This window comes from Streptomyces sp. NBC_01474 (genome assembly GCF_035918215.1).
Lineage (GTDB): Bacteria > Actinomycetota > Actinomycetes > Streptomycetales > Streptomycetaceae > Streptomyces > Streptomyces aureus.
Genome location: NZ_CP109449.1, coordinates 9,754,499 through 9,770,554 on the forward strand (window position 1 = coordinate 9,754,499; position 16,056 = coordinate 9,770,554).

14 protein-coding genes and 1 riboswitch are annotated in these 16,056 nt (G+C 69.9%); of the genes, 7 read left to right on the forward strand and 7 right to left on the reverse strand.

Features of this window, described 5'->3' with window-relative positions:
• Positions 1 to 79 precede the first annotated feature (79 nt).
• The 5 genes from OG758_RS44605 to OG758_RS44625 all read right to left on the reverse strand — a co-directional run bounded on the left by OG758_RS44605 (position 80) and on the right by OG758_RS44625 (position 5,868).
• Positions 80 to 820, reverse strand: coding sequence for a transglycosylase SLT domain-containing protein (locus tag OG758_RS44605; protein WP_326715136.1), 741 nt, complete (start codon positions 818 to 820; stop codon positions 80 to 82).
• 2 nt (positions 821 to 822) lie between these two features.
• Positions 823 to 987: riboswitch (cyclic di-AMP (ydaO/yuaA leader) on the reverse strand.
• A gap of 1,114 nt (positions 988 to 2,101) precedes the next feature.
• Positions 2,102 to 2,839, reverse strand: a complete 738-nt coding sequence (locus tag OG758_RS44610) for a flavodoxin family protein (RefSeq protein WP_326715137.1) — start codon at positions 2,837 to 2,839, stop codon at positions 2,102 to 2,104.
• Positions 2,840 to 3,248: 409 nt separating this feature from the next.
• The gene (locus OG758_RS44615) at positions 3,249 to 4,262 is read right to left on the reverse strand and encodes an NAD(P)/FAD-dependent oxidoreductase (protein ID WP_326715138.1); all 1,014 of its coding nucleotides are present in this window, start codon (positions 4,260 to 4,262) and stop codon (positions 3,249 to 3,251) included.
• A complete protein-coding gene (locus OG758_RS44620) occupies positions 4,259 to 4,783 on the reverse strand; it encodes an isoprenylcysteine carboxyl methyltransferase family protein (protein WP_326715139.1) in 525 nt (174 codons plus the stop codon). The genes OG758_RS44615 and OG758_RS44620 overlap by 4 nt, the downstream gene beginning before the upstream one ends.
• Positions 4,784 to 4,809: 26 nt before the next feature.
• Positions 4,810 to 5,868 (reverse strand): type III polyketide synthase, encoded by a 1,059-nt coding sequence (locus OG758_RS44625; protein WP_326715140.1) that lies wholly within the window; start codon positions 5,866 to 5,868, stop codon positions 4,810 to 4,812.
• Positions 5,869 to 6,015: 147 nt separating this feature from the next.
• Here OG758_RS44625 and OG758_RS44630 point away from each other — a divergent pair, with 147 nt between their 5' ends.
• From OG758_RS44630 to OG758_RS44640, 3 genes are all read left to right on the forward strand, one after another.
• Positions 6,016 to 6,885: a UbiA family prenyltransferase gene (locus OG758_RS44630; protein ID WP_326715141.1), complete on the forward strand. Its 870-nt coding sequence runs from the start codon at positions 6,016 to 6,018 to the stop codon at positions 6,883 to 6,885.
• A gap of 28 nt (positions 6,886 to 6,913) precedes the next feature.
• Entirely contained in the window at positions 6,914 to 7,105 is a 192-nt protein-coding gene (locus tag OG758_RS44635; protein ID WP_405650418.1) for a hypothetical protein, read from the forward strand.
• A 462-nt stretch (positions 7,106 to 7,567) separates the two neighbouring features.
• Positions 7,568 to 8,317 (forward strand): hypothetical protein, encoded by a 750-nt coding sequence (locus OG758_RS44640; RefSeq protein ID WP_326715143.1) that lies wholly within the window; start codon positions 7,568 to 7,570, stop codon positions 8,315 to 8,317.
• Positions 8,318 to 8,810: 493 nt separating this feature from the next.
• Here OG758_RS44640 and OG758_RS44645 read toward each other — a convergent pair whose 3' ends face one another.
• Complete coding sequence (locus OG758_RS44645; protein ID WP_326715144.1) at positions 8,811 to 11,216, reverse strand: SpoIIE family protein phosphatase; 2,406 nt, start codon at positions 11,214 to 11,216, stop codon at positions 8,811 to 8,813.
• Between the two features lie 178 nt (positions 11,217 to 11,394).
• Positions 11,395 to 12,399: a pyridoxal-phosphate dependent enzyme gene (locus tag OG758_RS44650; RefSeq protein WP_326715145.1), complete on the reverse strand. Its 1,005-nt coding sequence runs from the start codon at positions 12,397 to 12,399 to the stop codon at positions 11,395 to 11,397.
• A 248-nt stretch (positions 12,400 to 12,647) separates the two neighbouring features.
• Between OG758_RS44650 and OG758_RS44655 the strand changes: the two genes are divergently transcribed.
• The 4 genes from OG758_RS44655 to OG758_RS44670 all read left to right on the forward strand — a co-directional run bounded on the left by OG758_RS44655 (position 12,648) and on the right by OG758_RS44670 (position 15,943).
• Positions 12,648 to 13,553, forward strand: coding sequence for a LysR family transcriptional regulator (locus tag OG758_RS44655; RefSeq protein ID WP_326715146.1), 906 nt, complete (start codon positions 12,648 to 12,650; stop codon positions 13,551 to 13,553).
• 103 nt (positions 13,554 to 13,656) lie between these two features.
• Positions 13,657 to 14,415: a LamB/YcsF family protein gene (locus OG758_RS44660; protein WP_326715147.1), complete on the forward strand. Its 759-nt coding sequence runs from the start codon at positions 13,657 to 13,659 to the stop codon at positions 14,413 to 14,415.
• Entirely contained in the window at positions 14,415 to 15,056 is a 642-nt protein-coding gene (locus tag OG758_RS44665; RefSeq protein WP_326715148.1) for a 5-oxoprolinase subunit B family protein, read from the forward strand. Before OG758_RS44660 ends, OG758_RS44665 begins: the two co-directional genes overlap by 1 nt.
• Positions 15,053 to 15,943 (forward strand): biotin-dependent carboxyltransferase family protein, encoded by an 891-nt coding sequence (locus OG758_RS44670; RefSeq protein WP_326715149.1) that lies wholly within the window; start codon positions 15,053 to 15,055, stop codon positions 15,941 to 15,943. Before OG758_RS44665 ends, OG758_RS44670 begins: the two co-directional genes overlap by 4 nt.
• Positions 15,944 to 16,056: the final 113 nt, after the last annotated feature.

Consider the following 16,056-nt stretch of genomic DNA (forward strand, 5'->3'; position numbering starts at 1 on the left):
GCGGTTGCTGGGCTTCCGTTCAGGCCGAGTGGACTGCGGTGTCCTCCGCGCTGAGCCGGTGCGGAACCCAAAGCGACTGTCAGTACGCGCCGTTCACGTTGTCGATCGAGCCGTACTTGTCGGCCGCGTAGTTGCAGGCGGCAGTGATGTTGGCGACCGGGTCGTAGCTGTTCATCGAGGTGCCGGGCACGTGGTAAGCCTTGAACGTGGGGTCGATGACCTGCAGGAGCCCCTTGGACGGGGTTCCTGCGACAGCGTTGGAGTCCCAGTTGTTGATGGCCAGGGGGTTGCCGGAGGACTCACGCATGATGTTGCGGTGGATGCCCTCGTAGGAGCCGGGAATGTTGTGCTGGGCCATGATGTCGAGCGACTCCTTGATCCAGCCGTCGAGGTCGTTGGTGTAGGACTTCTTCGCCGGGGCAGCGGCGAGCGTGGTCCGGACCTCGGAGCGGTCGGCCCGCTCGGCGGATGCCCTGGTGGCTACGGGCTTGGTGGGGCTCTTCTCGCCGAGCGTGAGCTTGATGCCGGGGTGTATCAGCCCCGGGTTGTCACCGACGGCGGCTCGGTTGTCCTGGTACAGCTTCTTCCAGCCGCCGCTCAGAGAGTGCTCTCGGGCGATCTTGCTGAGGGTGTCGCCCGCGGCGACGACATACGTCGTGGGGGCCGCGGCGCTCTTTGCGGCCGGGGCGGCCTGCTCCGCGCTGGCGTTGGTCGCGCCGAGCACCGGGAGAGCGAGCACAGCCGCGCCCGTGCCTGCGGCGGCGAGTCCCCGGGTGAGCGAGATGGACTTGAGGCGGCGGTGCTTTCCCTTTGAGGGCATGACGAATTCCTCTCCGTCGCCTGCGAGGTGAGCTGTCGGGTTCGGACAGGAGATGTCCGGTCGCACTATGAGTGCGACTTCACCCCGAGCCGTTCCGCAAACCGGATCGGCGGCTTACCTGGGTCCCCCGCTCCTGCCGTACGTAACCGAGTGGGTGGGAGGGATTCCGGACAGCGGCAGGATTCGGCGTTCCATCCGGATTGACGGTGACATTAGGCGAGAAAGCGCGGACGGAACAAGACCGGAATTGTGATCGCGAAATGTGAGAGCCCTGTGTGCGGCGACCAGGACACGCCGCCATCTTTGATCGAAAAGCCCAATCTTCTTCGCGCAGAAGGGAAGCAGGGCATCAGCAGAGCTCGGGGCCCGCGTCTGTTCGTGTGACGCGGTTCACTGAATGGGATGCAGGTTGGAATGCCACCCCATCACGTATGAGGGTGCGGTATTTCGCCTGAATCCCCTGCAAGATAGGTGTAACTCCTCTTACGGCGCCAATAATGTTTAAAAGATGGTTTTTACTATGAAAACGGACATAGCGCCGCGTTGAGTTTGCTACCTAAAGGGGCATATTGGCGTCAATGTCGACCCGATCACGCGGCCCGATGGGCGTCCCCGCCGCACGGTTCATGAGCAAGCCTCGATCGGGATGGTGCCTGAACGTGACCTTGTGCGGTTCGGCTGAGGGTCGACCGAGGTGAGGCCGACGGGCTCCGTCATCGGAGTGCACTTCCTGCCGACCTGTTGGGGTCGCGGGATACCCGAGGGCCGGGTGGGCGAGGGCTCCGATGGTGCACCTGGAAATCTTGCGGGGCTCAGGATGTGCGCGAGTTCAGAAGAGGCCTGAATGTGATGGGAAGTCAGTTGCGGATCGTCACCGGTATGTCAGTGAAAGCCTCTGCTCGGATCCGGAGGAGCCTGCTGAAAATCTCTGCCGACTGACGAGTGAAGGTGTGCCGCGAAGAAGCGCAGTAATAGAGGAAGTTACTCGGGCGCATGAAACATGACGGCGATTCACCAGTCACGCGGGATATTTGAGACCTGAATTCGAGCGAAGGCGTGCTGGACGCGAGCGCGAACGGGCTTATGGGAGCGGCGTGTTCCTGATTTGAGGCAGGCACCGCCGCGTTGTGGTGAGTCGTGGGCCGGGCCGCTGCCTCGGGTCCGGTTGTGCGGGGAGCTGACGGGACGCGGGCGGCTGGTGCCGGAGTGGGCGGGCGTTCGCGGCGTGCACGGCATCTGACCGACGCCGGGGCGAGGCGGCCCGCTTTCCTGCGGGTACCGCTACCGGTGTTCCGGGTTTTCGTAGTCGTGGCGGCAGCCGGCGTCCCAGGCGGTGCGCTGGTTGCCGTAGGCGGGGATGCCACCGAGATCTTTCAATGCCCGGGCCAGGTGCAGCAGGTTCCAGGTCATGAACGCGGTGTTGCGGTTGGTGAAGTCGTTCTCGGGGCCGCCGGAGCTCGGGTCGAGGTAGGAGGGGCCGGGGCCGGCCTCACCGATCCATCCGGCGTCGGCCTGGGGAGGGATGGTGTACCCCAGGTGTTGCAGGCTGTAGAGGACATTCATTGCGCAGTGTTTGACGCCGTCCTCGTTGCCGGTGATCAGGCAGCCGCCGACGCGGCCGTAATAGGCGTACTGTCCTGCGTCGTTGAGAAGACTGGAACAGGCATAGAGGCGTTCGATCACCTGTTTCGTCACGGAGCTGTTGTCGCCCAGCCAGATCGGGCCGGCCAGTACGAGGATGTCGGCGGCCATGACCTGACGGTAGAGGTCCGGCCAGGCGTCCGTCTCCCAGCCGTGCTCCGTCATGTCGGGCCACACGCCCGTGGCGATGTCGTGGTCGACGGCCCGGATGACATCGACGTGCACCCCTTGGGCTTCCATGATGGCGGTGCTGCGGTCGATCAGACCCTGGGTGTTGCTCGTCTCCGGCGAGCGTTTGAGGGTGCAGTTGATGACCAGCGCCCGCAGGTCGTCGTACCGGGCCGGAGGCGCGTCGGTGGCGGGTGACGAGGCGGTCATACGGTCCTCCCGGAGCTCTGTCGCCATCTGGTGCGCGGCGACTTGTCCACTTTGCCCGGCGTGGGGCCCGGCCGGCGGCAGCCGCCACAGCGGAGCCTCCGAATGGCCCTGGTGGTCTGCACGTGCGGTCGGCTGATCCCGAGCAGGAGCTGTGCGGCCTGCTGGTACAGATCACGGGTGCCGACGGCGAGGTTCTCAACCATGCCCGGATGAATGGCACGCTCGCCCCGATCTCAAGATTCCGGAGAGCGCCTTTGACAGGCTCTGTGGCGATCCCGCACCACCCCATGGAGTTCCCCGCCTCCGCCGGCCAGGTGGCGATGCGAACTCACCAGAGAATCCACACCATCCTGGCGAATCAAAACGGATGACACGGGAGGAGCCACCTGAGCATTGATCAGGTGCTCTCCTACTCCAACGCGTGAACCGCCGCGGAGAATACCGGTGACATCCGGGATGCCGCCGGGACGATGAGGCGAGCGGTGCCAGGACGGCGGCCCGCGGCAAGGAGGGCGCCGGTCAGCAGCCGGTGGCGACGGGTCAGCCGCGACCATGCGCGCTCGTACTCCTGCGGTCGTCCGGCGGCCAGGCAGCGGACGGCTGCCCGTGCCGTCGCAAGGCCGAGAGCGATGCCCTCGCCGGTGAGGGCATCCAGGTAGCCCGCGGCGTCGCCGACGAGCAGGACACGGCCGGCGACTCTGCGTCGAGCGCGCTGCCGCAGCGGTCCCGCGCCACGTACGTCGGTCGCGGCCGCACCGCGGAGCGACGCCGTGAGAGTGGGGAAGCCGGCGAGGTGCTGGTCGTAGCTGCGGCGGCAGCGGCTGAGGATCGCGACGCCCACCAGGTCCTCGCCGACCGGTGTCACGTAGGCCTCGCCCTCGCCGGACCAGTGGACCTCCACGAAGTCGGTCCATGGCTCGATGCGGAAGTGCCGGCGAAGTCCATAGCGGCCGTCTTTGGCGCCGGGCATCTCCAGTCCCATCGTCCGCCGCACGGGGGAGTGCAGGCCGTCAGCGGCGATCAGCCAGCGGGCTGTCGTGCCCGCCGCGGTGACAGAGCCAGACCTCTGGTGCACTTCACCGACCTTGCCTGCCACCATCCGCACGCCGAGATCAAGAGCGCGCCGGTGAAGCGCGGCATGCAGCGTCGTACGGCGGATTCCCAGCCCGCTACGGTCGCGGAAGCACGCTTCGGCGCGTGCCGTGCCGTCCACGTAGCGGATGCCACGCAGTTCGTGGCCGGTGACCTGGATGCCCAGTCCTCGCAGTGCGGCGACACCGCTCGGCATGACGCCCTCTCCGCAGGCCTTGTCCACGGGCGCGGTGCGGGGTTCGAAGACGACTGTGTCCAGGCCGGCGAGCGCGGCGTGGATGGCGGCGGCCAGACCGGCCGGCCCGCCGCCCGCCACCAGTACGTCGATCACGCCGCAGCGGGCGTGGTCGAGGCGGCCAGGGCCCGGTTCTCGCAGCGAATGCGGACGGTGAGCAGAGCGGCGTTGAGCAGGGTGAACAAGGTCGCCGTGACCCAGGCGGTGTGGATCAGCGGAAGGGCGACGCCCTCGGCGACGACGGCCACATAGTTGGGGTGCCGCAGCCAGCGGTACGGTCCTTCCGTCACCAGAGGCAGTCCGGGTACGACGATCACCCGGGTGTTCCAGCGGGGCCCGAGCGTGCTGACACACCACCACCGCAGGGCCTGGGCAGCCGCGAACAGGGCGAGCATCGGCCAGGCCAGTGCGGGCAGGAAAGGACGGTCCGCCAGCCATACCTCGCAGAGGCAGCCACCCAGCAGCCCGGTGTGGAGGGCGACCATCGCCGGGTAGTGGCCCTGCCCGGAGACGGTTGCCCCGCGGGCTGCGCTCCACCGTTCGTTGCGACGGGCGACGACGAGTTCAGCGACGCGCTCGCCTGCGACGGCGGCCACCAGCAGTCCGTACCAGATCATGTGTCCTCTGTCCTCCGGGATCCGAACTACCAGCGCAGCAGTACGAGTTCGCAAGCGAAGCCGGGCCCCATCGCAAGCAGCACACCCGGCGTGCCCGGCGGCGGACGGTGGTCGGCCAGGGTGTCGCGCAGCACGTGGAGTACCGACGACGAGGACAGGTTGCCCACCTCGGCCAAGTGACGCCAGGTCACATCGAGTGCGTCGCAGGGCAGGTCGAGGGCCTCGGCGACAGCCTCCAGCACCTTGGGGCCGCCGGGGTGGCACACCCACGCAGCCACGTCCTTCGTCTTCAGTCCGTGGTCTGCGAGGAACCCTTCGACGTCGTCGGCGAGGTGACGGCGTATGACGTCGGGGACCCGAGGATCCAGGACGACCCGGAAGCCGGAGTCCCCCACGTCCCAGCCCAGGAGGCGCCCGGTGTCCGGATAGAGGTGGCTGCGGGTGTCCACGATCGTCGGGCCGGCGGTCTCGGCCGGGCGGTGTGCCCCGAACCCGACGACTGCGGCGGCCCCGTCGCCGAACAGCCCGGTGGCGACCAGGTTGGCCGTGGTGGCGTCATTGCGCTGGAACGTGAGCGAGCACAGTTCGACCGACAGGAGCACCGCCACGTGGTCGGGCCGGCCGACGAGGTAGTCGTGCATGCGTGCCAGACCGGCGGCTCCGCCGGCACAGCCGAGTCCGAACATGGGCAGTCTTTTGACGTCCCGCCGCAGTCCGAGGCGCGCGGCGAGCCGGGCATCGATCGACGGGGTGGAGATGCCGCTGACAGAGGTGAAGATCAGCAGGTCCACGTCCCCAGCCGACAGCCCGGCCATGCGCAGTGCGTCCCGGACAGCCCGGCCGCCCAGGTCGGTGGCGGAAGCGATGAAGACATCGTTGGCGGCGCCGAACCCGTCCAGTTCCCCGTACTGGTCGAGGGGCAGTGTCATGTGGCGCGAGTCGACTCTGGCGCTGCGGTGCAGCCGGTCCAGAACCCTGCGGTCGGTGCCCTCGGGCAGGCACGTGCGGGCCACCATGTCCGTGATCTCGGATTGGGCGTGACGGTGCGGTGCGAGGGCGCCGTGAACGGCAGCGATCCGCGTCATAGGTTCCCGTCCGATGACCGACTGGGCTGGCTTGCTCTCCACGTGTTCCCCATGCCGAGAGCTCGCCACCAGGGATCGCCCGTCCGGCCGTTCGGCCCCGGGCGCGTGCTCAGGCCGGACGGGGCCGGGGCGTCTACGATCGGCCGGGTGGGCACTCCCGAGCATGCGGCGGCCGACGGCGCGACCGCGACTTGGGCGGGCCGGGCGGTCGGCCTCGCCGGTTCGTGCCACCCCGCACCCGTAGTGGTGGTCACCGCAATGACGGCCGTGATGGTTGTGACCTCCGGCCAGAGCACCGCACGTGGCGTCCTCACCACGGCCGCCGTTCTGGCAGGTCAGTTGTCCATCGGATGGTGCAACGACGCCTTCGACGCACGCCGGGACATCGCCGCCGGCCGACATGACAAACCCGTCGTCGACGGCGCCATCGAGGTGAGGCATGTGTGGGTGGCCGCATACGTCGCGCTGGCGCTGTGCGTACCGCTGTCGTTGGCCTGTGGTGTGCGGGCGGGCACGGTTCACCTCGTGGGCGTGGCGGCGGCGTGGGCGTACGACCTACGGCTCAAGGCGACAGCATGGTCCTGGGTGCCGTACGCGGTGGGTTTCGCCACGCTCCCGTCGTTCGTGGCGCTGGGACTGCCGGGACAACCCTGGCCGCCCTGGTGGGTCGTCACCGCCGGTGCGCTCCTGGGAGTCGGAGCCCATCTGGGCGATGTGCTGCCGGACATCCGCTCGGATCTGGCGCTGGGCGTAAGGGGATGGCCGCACAGATTCGGCCCTGACGGCGCGCGCCTGCTGCTCCCGGTCCCGCTGGTGACCGCGACGGCGGTTCTGGCACTGGGCCCCGCGGGACCACCCGACAGATGGGGAGCGACGGCCCTCGCGCTGGCCGTCCTGGTCGCGGCGACAGGGACGGTAATGGGGCGCCGCCGGGAGCGGACGGCGTTCGGTGCAGCCGTGGTCGTGGCGGCGGTGGGTGTGGCGTTGCTTGTGCTGCGCGGGACTGGGGTCAGGTGATCGTTGCCTGTCGCACTTCGCTGGCGACGTGACGTTCCGGTCGCCGGTGGCCGCTCAACTGCTCGGCAACGACGGGGTCATTCGCGGTAAGGACGCGCTGCGCGCCTACTGGGCGGAGGGCCTGCGGCGCATCCCGGACCTGCAGATCGAGGCGGTCGGATCTTACGTCGGCCTGGACAGCCTAGACAGCCTGGCCGGCGGTGGACTGCCAGCGGCCTAGATGATTGATTCTGCTTGGAGTCGCACGTTTGCAAGCATGTATTGACACCCCTCGAGCGGGGCGCCATAGTCTTCCGCAGGCAATTGGGCCGCAGAGTTTTGACGAACGACGAGTGTGACTACTGGTGCGGCAGCTGCCGCACCAGTGCCCCTTCGGGGCAAGTAACAGCACGCTGCGCGGGGGTTCAGTTGTCAGGTCCATGCTGATGTCTGCGCGGCGGTGGCCTTCCCCTCGCTCCACGTCGATTGGAGAGAAGTCGGCACTGAGGTACCTGTGCCCGGAATGCGCGCAGAAGCGGGATGAGAGGCGGGCGTCGGCCCAGGAGTCGGGGCGACAGAGCCACCTCGGTCGTATCGCGGACACCGCGGCGCAGTTGTTACCGCCTGCAGCACTCATGCGAGAAGGCGGTGCCCAGACGTTCACGGCCCTGCTCACCTTCAACACCCCCTTGAGGAGCATCAGATGAAACGAGCGTTGACACGCATTGCGGTAGCAGCCCTCGCCGCACTCGTCCCTTTCGTCGCGGCACCTGGCGCACAGGCACAGACCTTCGGCGGGAACGAACTGCTGTCGTGGACGGTCAGCGGGGCACCCAGTGAGGGGCTGACATCCCTCAACTTCCCGATCACCGTGAACACCGGCACCGCCCATGTGGCCGGGACCTACTTCGCGATGCAGTACGGGTTCACCGGGCAGAGCGACATCGGGTACGCAGGACTGCAGCCGCGGCCGGATGCGAACGGGCACCAGCGCCTGCGTGGGGTGTTCTCCTCCTTCATCAGCGGCACGACAAGCACCCACGCCAACTGTTCGGACGGGGCTGACGGCGGCGCCGGCGTCAGCTGCGGAGTGGACTTCGACGCCGTGTACGGCCATACCTTCCGCGTCGAGATCGCCCAGGTCGGCACGGACACCTGGTCAGGCACCGTCGTCGACACCAACAACGGACAGCGGATCCCCGTCGGCACCTACAAGTTGCCCGCCGGCTCCGGCAACCTGAAGGCCACCCAGGCGGGTTTCATCGAGTACTACAACGTGCCCAGCTGCGACCAGCAGCAGCGGTACGACGTCACGTTCGGCGCGCCGTCCTCCGGATCCCTGTCCGGTTCAACCACATGGGTCAAGGAGTACGGAGAGTGCGCCGGCTACGGCAGCACCCAAGTGACCACGGTCGGCGCAGGTGTGCACGTGACGCGCGGTAGCGCGGGTTAGCACGCCAGGGGCGGTGCTTCGGTGTCGGCCCTCGGGTCGATGCCGCGGCGGCTGCATCGACCTCGGGCTGTTGGCTTGCCAGGGGCGGCCTCCCGGAGGCCGCCCTCGATCAAGCGCCTGCCGCCGACGCAACCTTCGTGGCCGGATGCATCGGTACGGCACCCGACAACGCGGTAACCGCCACGGCGGGAGGGACAGCGTACGAGCCGACGGTATGGCGGCGCACCGAGCGGAGGTACGGCAGTACCGACTCGACCTGCCCCGCCTCGATTTCATCCGGCAGTGGCGAGAGCGGTACGGCGGCATCCGGAGGCTGCCACGGGTGCAGCCGGCCAAGGCGGTCCGGCTCATCGAGCACGAACACCGCGGCCCAGCCCTGGGGGCGGCACGGTGTGGCCCGGGCCGTGCCGTCGGTCCGCCGGTAGTCCTGCCACCTCGTCGGATATCCGTGATTCACTTTTTCGCTGCATCGTGCATCGTGCCAAGTCGAGGATCACGGGGCGGCGCACTCCGCCCAGATGGTCTTGCCGGCGAAGGTGTGACGCGTGCCCCACCGTTCGGCCATCTGGGCGATCATGAACAGTCCGCGGCCACTCTCGTCGGTGTCGGCTGCCTGGCGCATGTGGGGTGAGGTGCTGCTGGCGTCCGAGACCTCGCAGATGAGCGAGGTCGACCGGATGAGGCGGAGCTGGATGGGGGCGCGGGCGTATCGGATGGCGTTGGTGACCAGTTCGCTGACGACGAGTTCGGCGGTGAAGGCGAGTTCGTCCAGCTCCCAGGCGGTGAGCTGGCCGGTGGTCAGGCTGCGTGCCTGGCCGACGATGGCGGGGTCGAGGGGCAGGTCCCAGGTGGCGACGCGGTCGGGCCCGAGGGTGTGGGTGCGGGCGAGGAGGAGCACGGCGTCGTCCGCGCCGCCGTGGGCGGGCAACATGGTGTGGAGGACGGTGTCGCACGTGTGCGACAGGTCGCTGTCGGGGCGGGTGAGGGCCCGGCGGAGTCTGTCCAGTCCGGCGTCGATGTCGCCGCGGCCGCTCGTGCCGCGCAGCAGCCCGTCGGTGTACAGGGCCAGAATGCTTCCCTCGGCCAGTTCGACATCCGTGGTCTGGAAGGGCATGCCGCCGAGGCCGAGGGGCGGGCCGGACGGCAGGTCGAGCAGGCGTCCCCTGCCGGACGGCTCGACGATCAGCGGGGGAAGGTGGGCGGCGCAGGCGAGGGTGCAGCGCTGGGAGACCGGATCGTAGACGGCGTACAGACAGCTGCCGCCGATGCCCGCGGTGGGGGCTCCGGGGGTGTCCTCGCCTTCGGCGGCCTGGCTGACGATGCCGTCGAGCTGGATGAGCAGTTCATCGGGTGAGAGGTCCTGCTGGGCGAGGGCGCGGACCGCGGTGCGCAGTCGCCCCGCCTCGGCCACGGCGTGGATGCCGCGGCCAGGCACGTCGCCGACGATGAGGCCTACACGGGCCCCGGAGAGCGGGATGATGTCGAACCAGTCGCCCGCGACGCCGGTGCGGCCGCCGGCGGGCAGGTTGCGATGGGCGGTGGTCGCGGCGCTGAGCTGGGGCGTGGTGACCTGGAGCAGGCGGCGCTGGAGGGTAAGCGCGGCGTCGCGTTCGCGGGTGTAGCGGCGGGCGTTGTCCACGCACACCGCCGCGCGGGCCACGACCTCCCCGGCCACGGTCAGATCGTCGGCGTCGAAGGGGTCGGGGCGCTGCCACCGGTAGAAGTGGGCGACGCCGAGGGTGACATCCCGGGCGCGCAGCGGGACGACCATCACCGAGTGGACTCCGGCGGTGGCCATTTTCCCGGCACGGTGCCGGTCGTGGGCCACCCAGTCCTCCGAGCCTTCCAGGGTCGGCAGGAGCACGGCCTCGCCCGTGGCCATGGCGTGGGCCTGGGGTGTGGCCGGATGGAAGGTGATCAGCGCGCCGGGCAGATAGCTCGCCTCCGGGGCATTCTCATGGACCGAGCGGATGGCTGCGCGGTGCAGTACGGCCCCGCCGCCGACGGGGCCGGGGACGTACTCCTCACCGAGTGCGATGCCCTGCAGCAGGTCGACGGCGATGAAGTCGGCGAGCCGGGGGACGGCCACGGCGGCGAGTTCGACAGCGGTACGGGTGACGTCGAGGGTGGTGCCGATTTCCGTACTGGCGTCGTTGAGCAGCACCAGCCGGTCGCGGGCCCGGTTGCGCTCGGTGACCTCCACGATGGCGGAGGCCACGCCCAGAACCGTGTCGCCTGGGTTCACCAGGCGGAAGGAGGTGCTGCTCCACTCCCTCTTCCACCCCTGTAGCGCGGGCATGGGAGCGCGGTGCTCCTGGGTGACCGGCTCCCCGGTCTCCAGCACCCTGCGAAGTCTCGCCTCCATGCGGTCGGCCTCGGGCCCTGGGAAGAGTTCACTCAGGCGCCGCCCGAGTGCATCCTCCCGCGGGATGCCATGGATCTCCTGGAGCGCGTCGTTGATCCGGAGGAAGCGCAACTGGGGGTCGTAAACCGCGAGGCCGACCGGTGTCTGCTCGAACAGCCCGCCCACTACGGCCCGGTCGGTGTCCCAGCGACGCATCTCTGCCGCCCGGACGAAGATCGCGAACCAGTCGCCGCCGCTTTCGGTGACGATCGGCCAGGCCCGTACCAAAAGATCCACGTCGCGCCCGTCGCGGTGCCGGGCGGTCAGCTCACCGCGTACGCTCTCGCCGGTCCTGCAGCTGCGTACTGCAGCGGCTGCCCTGGGGCGGTCCGCGCCGGCCGCCAGCAGCTCGACCGCAGGCAGCCCGATCACCGCGTCCGCGTCGTACCCGAGCAGTTCCGGTGCCGAGCCGCCCCAGGCCGTGATCACGCCGCAGCGGTTCATGGCCGCCGTGCCGGCGAACCGGTCCGGGAGGTGCGCCGCATGGTGCTCCACCCTGACAGCCTCCACTCACGGTCACGGTTCCCGCAACCGCGCCCAGTGCGCAGAGGCCATGCCGCTCGACGAGGTCGGGAAACTCCTTGGCCAGTACGTGGCATCCGGCATCGATCTCGGCCCTGACCATGGGTATTCCTCGAACTTGTCGCGGGTGCCTTCGGTTTTCCGTGCTGTCTCAGCGCGTGGCTTCGGTGTTGAGCAGGACGACGGTGCGGTCGGGGGTGAGCAGGTGCTCGGTGCCCTCGGCGTCCTTCAGGTGCTGCAAGGCGGCCAGCGAGGCCGCACCGCACGAGCCGGAGTCGATGCCGGCCTCGGCCAGGCGCGCGCTGGCCTTGGCCGCCTCGGCGTCGGTCACCCAGATGCCGCCGTCCAGGGTTGCGAGCAGATCGGGGAACGCGAGCGACGAGGGGGTGCCGCAGTTGAGGCCGGCCATCGTCGTTGTGCTCGTCCGGAGGGTGACCGAGCGGCCGGCGGCGAGGCTGGCCGCGATGCAGGGCGCCGCCTCCGGCTCGACGGTGACCACCCGCCAACCGGGATTGCGCTGGCAGTGCAGGGCCGCCGCGTGGGCGAGCGAGCCCACCCCGGCCGGGACCACCAGCAGCGCCGAGGTGCCGCCGAGCTGCGCCAGGGCCTCCTCGAAGAGCGTCGCGTAGCCGTCGACGATCCACTGAGGCACCGTCTCGTAGCCGGGCCAGGAAGTGTCTTGCACCAGGAGGAGGTCGCCGGTGGCGTCCTCGCAGAGGTCGGCGGCCGCCTGCACCGTGGCGTCGTAGTCGTCGGCGAGCACGCGGACGTCGGCGTCCTCGTCGCGGATGGCCTGGATCGCGGCTTCCGAGACGACGTCAGGGATCAGCACAATCGCGTCGAGCCCCAGGTACGACGCCATTCGTGCCACGGCGCGACCGTGGTTGCCGTCGGTGGCGGTGACCAGCGTTACTGGCGCGTTGCCCTCGATCCGCGCGCGGAGCGCCTGGAGCGTCGGTTCCTCGGGCTCGCCGAAGCGCGCGGCCAGCGCGCGGTAGGCCGCCCAGGACGCGCCGAGCATCTTGAAGGCGGGCAGGCCCAGCCGCGACGACTCGTCCTTGACCGCGACCCGGGCGACGCCGAGGTCGGCGGCCACCGACGGCAGGTCATGGAGCGGCGTGACGGCGTAGGACGGCAGGTGCCGGTGGAACGACATCCGGGCAGGCCCGGATGGGTCGGGGGCCGGCCGGTGGGGAGCGCCGTCGCTGCGAAGCCGGTTCGGTGTCCACCGGGCCGGGGCCGGGGCCGGGGGCACGGCGCCGGATGCCGCGCCGGGAGTGGATGACAGGGATGCAGATGAATCGGTCACGGGAACGAAGTTAGGCAGTCCGGAGCCAAACGATAAGCATCGGATTGTGGAGTCGACCCGGCATGATTGGTGCCGATTGAGATTAGGGTGGGCGGATGCTGGAGATGCGGCGGGTCCGCCTGTTGGTGGAGCTGGAGCGGCGGGGCAGCCTCGCCGCGGTGGGCGAGGCGCTGCACCTGAGTGCGTCGGGGGTCTCGGCGCATGTCAGCCGGCTCGAGCGCGAGGTCGGCACGCCCCTGGTCGCCCAGGTGGGGCGTGGTCTGCGGCTGACCGAGGCGGGCACACGGCTGGCCGAGCACGGCCGACGACTCCTCGCGGACATGGAGCAGGCGGAAGCCGACCTGCGCGAGCTCTCCGGCCAGGTCGCCGGCACACTGCGGCTGGCCTCCTTCCAGAGCGCAGCCCTGCTTCTGCTGCCGCAGGTGCTGGCGAACCAGGAGTCCCACGCGGGGCTGCGGATCGAACTCGTCCAGGCTGAGCCGGAGCGTGCAGTGCCCGCCCTGCTCGCCGGCGACTTCGACCTTGTCGTGGCCGAGGAGTACCCCGGAGTGCAGCCGTGGATCCCGGCCGAGACCCACCGGCACGAGCTCGGTCACGATCCCCTGTCCGCCGTCGTGGCCGAATCGCTCCTCGAAGGTCGCGCGCTCAGTGTCGAGGGGGGACGGATCCCGTGGGTGATGGAGGCACGGGGGAGCGCGTCGCGGGAGTGGGCGGAGCTCACCTGCCGCCGGATGGGCTTCGAGCCGGACGTGCGTTACGAGAGCGACGACCTTCTGGTCCACCTGGAGCTCATCCAACGCGGGCTCGCCGCCGGCATGCTGCCGGCCATCGTCGCCGCCCGTGCCCGCGACGACCTGCGGTGGCTGCCCACCGGTGCGGCGCGGACCCTGTTGACTCTGACTCGCATCGGAACCGAGCGGCTCCCTTCGCTACGGCTGGTCCGGGGGGAGCTGCGGTCGGCCTTCCGGGCGCTGCATTCGGCAGTTCCAGTGCTGGATTGAGTGCACTCCCTGATGCTGTTCCCAGACGCTCCCATCGGTTCATACTCGGCCTCGTAAGGCAGCGCAGTTGGCCGCAGCACAGGACCGAAATGGGAGATCACCAATGGCTCAGGTAGCGCTCACGACCGACATCGGCGAAGGCTACGGCCGATGGGAGCTGGCCGATGACGAGGCGCTGCTCGACGTCGTCACGGCCGCCAACATCGCGTGCGGTTTCCATGGCGGCGACCCCGGCACCATGCGCCGCACCTGCAAGCTGTCGGTGGCCAACGGCGTCGCCATCGGGGCCCAGGTCAGCTATCGCGACCTCCACGGCTTCGGGCGCCGGTTCATCGCCTACGGCCGGCAGGAGCTGACCGACGATCTGCTGTACCAGATAGGCGCCCTCGAGGGCTTCGCCCGCACGGCCGGCGACAAGATCAACTACGTCCGCGCCCACGGCGCCCTCTACAACGCGGCCGCCACGGTGACCGAACACGCGCAGGCCATCGTCGACGCCACGCGCGAGTACAACGCGGACCTGCCACTGCTCGCCCAGGTCGGCACCGAGACCTGGCGCCTGGGGCGGGAGGCCGGGCTCAACATGGTCGCGGAGGCGTTTGTCGACCGCGCCTACACCCCGCAGGGACTGCTGGTTCCGCGCACCGAGCCCGACGCCATGCTTTCCGACCCGGCCCAGGCATCGGCCCGCGCGGTCGAGATGGTCACACAGGGCGAGATCACCGCGATCGACGGCAGCCGGATCCCGATCCGTGCCGAGGCGATCCTGGTGCACTGCGACACTGCCGGCTCCGTCGAAATCGCCCGAGCGACCCGCAAGGCCCTCGAGGCGGCAGGCGTCGATCTGGTTCGCCTCGGCTGATGCGGGTTGCCGCAGTGCCGATGACGCCCACCCTGCGTCCCTGCGGAGACACGGGGCTTCTGCTCGAGCTGCCGGACAACCGCCTGGTGCATGCCTATGCCGCCGCCGTGCGGGCGGCGGAGGTCACGGGTGTGATCGACATCGTCCCGGCCCTCGACACCCTGCTCGTCTTGATCGACCCCCGGTCGGGCTCGATGGCGGACGTCGAGGCCCGGCTGCGTGAGATCGACGTCCCGGACGTCGCCGACGACTCGCCGCGCGTGGTCGAGCTGCCCGTCCGGTACGACGGCGAGGACCTCGCCTGGGTCGCCGAGCATTGCGGGCTGGAAGAGCGGGAAGTAGTCGTGGCCCACACCTCGACCCCCTGGCGGGTCGGGTTCTGCGGCTTCGCGCCGGGGTTCGCCTACCTCGTCGGCGGGGACCCGCGGCTGCACGTGCCGCGTCGGGCGGAGTCGCGGGTTGCCGTACCCGCCGGCGCGGTCGCGTTGGGCGGCCAGTTCTCGGCCGTCTACCCCCGGCGCTCTCCGGGCGGATGGCAGCTGCTGGGGTACACCGACGCCCAGATGTGGGACACCAGCGCCGAACAGCCGTCACTGCTGCTGCCCGGCGACCAGGTCGTCTTCCGGGAGGTCGCGCCGTGAGCAGCCACGCGCAGCTCCGCCCGCCCGGCCGGCTGACGGTGGTCGAGCCCGGCATGCTGTCGCTCGTCCAGGACCGCGGCCGCCCTGGCTACGCCCACCTCGGCGTCGGGCGCGCCGGCGCCGCGGACCTCGCGGCGATGGTCCTGGCAAACCGGGTCCTCGGCAACGACGAGTCGGCTCCCGTCGTCGAGGTGACCAATGGCGGGCTGGCCTTCACCTGCGATGTCCCGTCCTTCGTGGCTGTCACCGGTGCCCCGTTGCCGGTCAAGGTCGGCGCCCGGCGGCGGTGGACCCACGAGGTCCTCTCTGTGGCCGCCGGCGAGGTCGTCGCGCTGGGCATGCCGCATCACGGCCTGCGCAGTTATGTCGCCGTGCGTGGGGGCATCTGCGTGCCACCGGTCCTCGGGTCGTGCTCGACCGACCGCCTCTCGGGCCTGGGGCCCGAGCGGTTGCGGGTCGGCGCCACACTCGGCATCGGGCCCGGCCGGGGCCGACTGCCGGTCGCCGACCTCGTGGTCGCGCCACCGCCTCCCGACCCGGCCGAGGACGTCCGGTTGCCGGTCCGGCTGGGGCCGCGGGCGGACTGGTTCGAGCCGGAGGCACTGGGGACCCTGCTCAAGACCCGCTTCGAGGTCACGCCGGATTCAGACCGGGTCGGCGTCCGGCTCGCCGGGCCCGCACTGCCGCGGCGGATCCTCTCCGAGCTCACCAGTGAGGGCGTAGTCGAGGGGTCACTGCAGGCGCCGCCCGGTGGGCGGCTCACTCTCTTCGGACCCGACCACCCCGTGACCGGCGGTTATCCCGTGATCGCCGTCGTCCGGGAGCGGGCGATGCCCGTTGTCGCCCAGTTGCGCCCCGGCCAGGGCGTGCGGTTCGTACGCGGATGAGGACGTGCTGACGTGACCGATCCGGTCGAGCCGGCGCCCGACTCCGGCCGGTGGGCGAGGGCGAGTTCGGCAACCGCCGCGGCCGTCGTCGTCCGCTACGGCCGGAGCACGAG

What these genes read in the sequence shown, in the direction of transcription:
- OG758_RS44605 (WP_326715136.1), bottom strand. Translation starts at nt 820, where the DNA reads ATGCCCTCAAAGGGAAAGCACCGCCGCCTCAAGTCCATCTCGCTCACC.
- OG758_RS44610 (WP_326715137.1), bottom strand. Translation starts at nt 2,839, where the DNA reads ATGACCGCCTCGTCACCCGCCACCGACGCGCCTCCGGCCCGGTACGAC.
- OG758_RS44620 (WP_326715139.1), bottom strand. Translation starts at nt 4,783, where the DNA reads ATGATCTGGTACGGACTGCTGGTGGCCGCCGTCGCAGGCGAGCGCGTC.
- OG758_RS44625 (WP_326715140.1), bottom strand. Translation starts at nt 5,868, where the DNA reads ATGACGCGGATCGCTGCCGTTCACGGCGCCCTCGCACCGCACCGTCAC.
- OG758_RS44640 (WP_326715143.1), top strand. Translation starts at nt 7,568, where the DNA reads ATGAAACGAGCGTTGACACGCATTGCGGTAGCAGCCCTCGCCGCACTC.
- OG758_RS44650 (WP_326715145.1), bottom strand. Translation starts at nt 12,399, where the DNA reads ATGTCGTTCCACCGGCACCTGCCGTCCTACGCCGTCACGCCGCTCCAT.
- OG758_RS44655 (WP_326715146.1), top strand. Translation starts at nt 12,648, where the DNA reads ATGCTGGAGATGCGGCGGGTCCGCCTGTTGGTGGAGCTGGAGCGGCGG.
- OG758_RS44660 (WP_326715147.1), top strand. Translation starts at nt 13,657, where the DNA reads ATGGCTCAGGTAGCGCTCACGACCGACATCGGCGAAGGCTACGGCCGA.
- OG758_RS44665 (WP_326715148.1), top strand. Translation starts at nt 14,415, where the DNA reads ATGCGGGTTGCCGCAGTGCCGATGACGCCCACCCTGCGTCCCTGCGGA.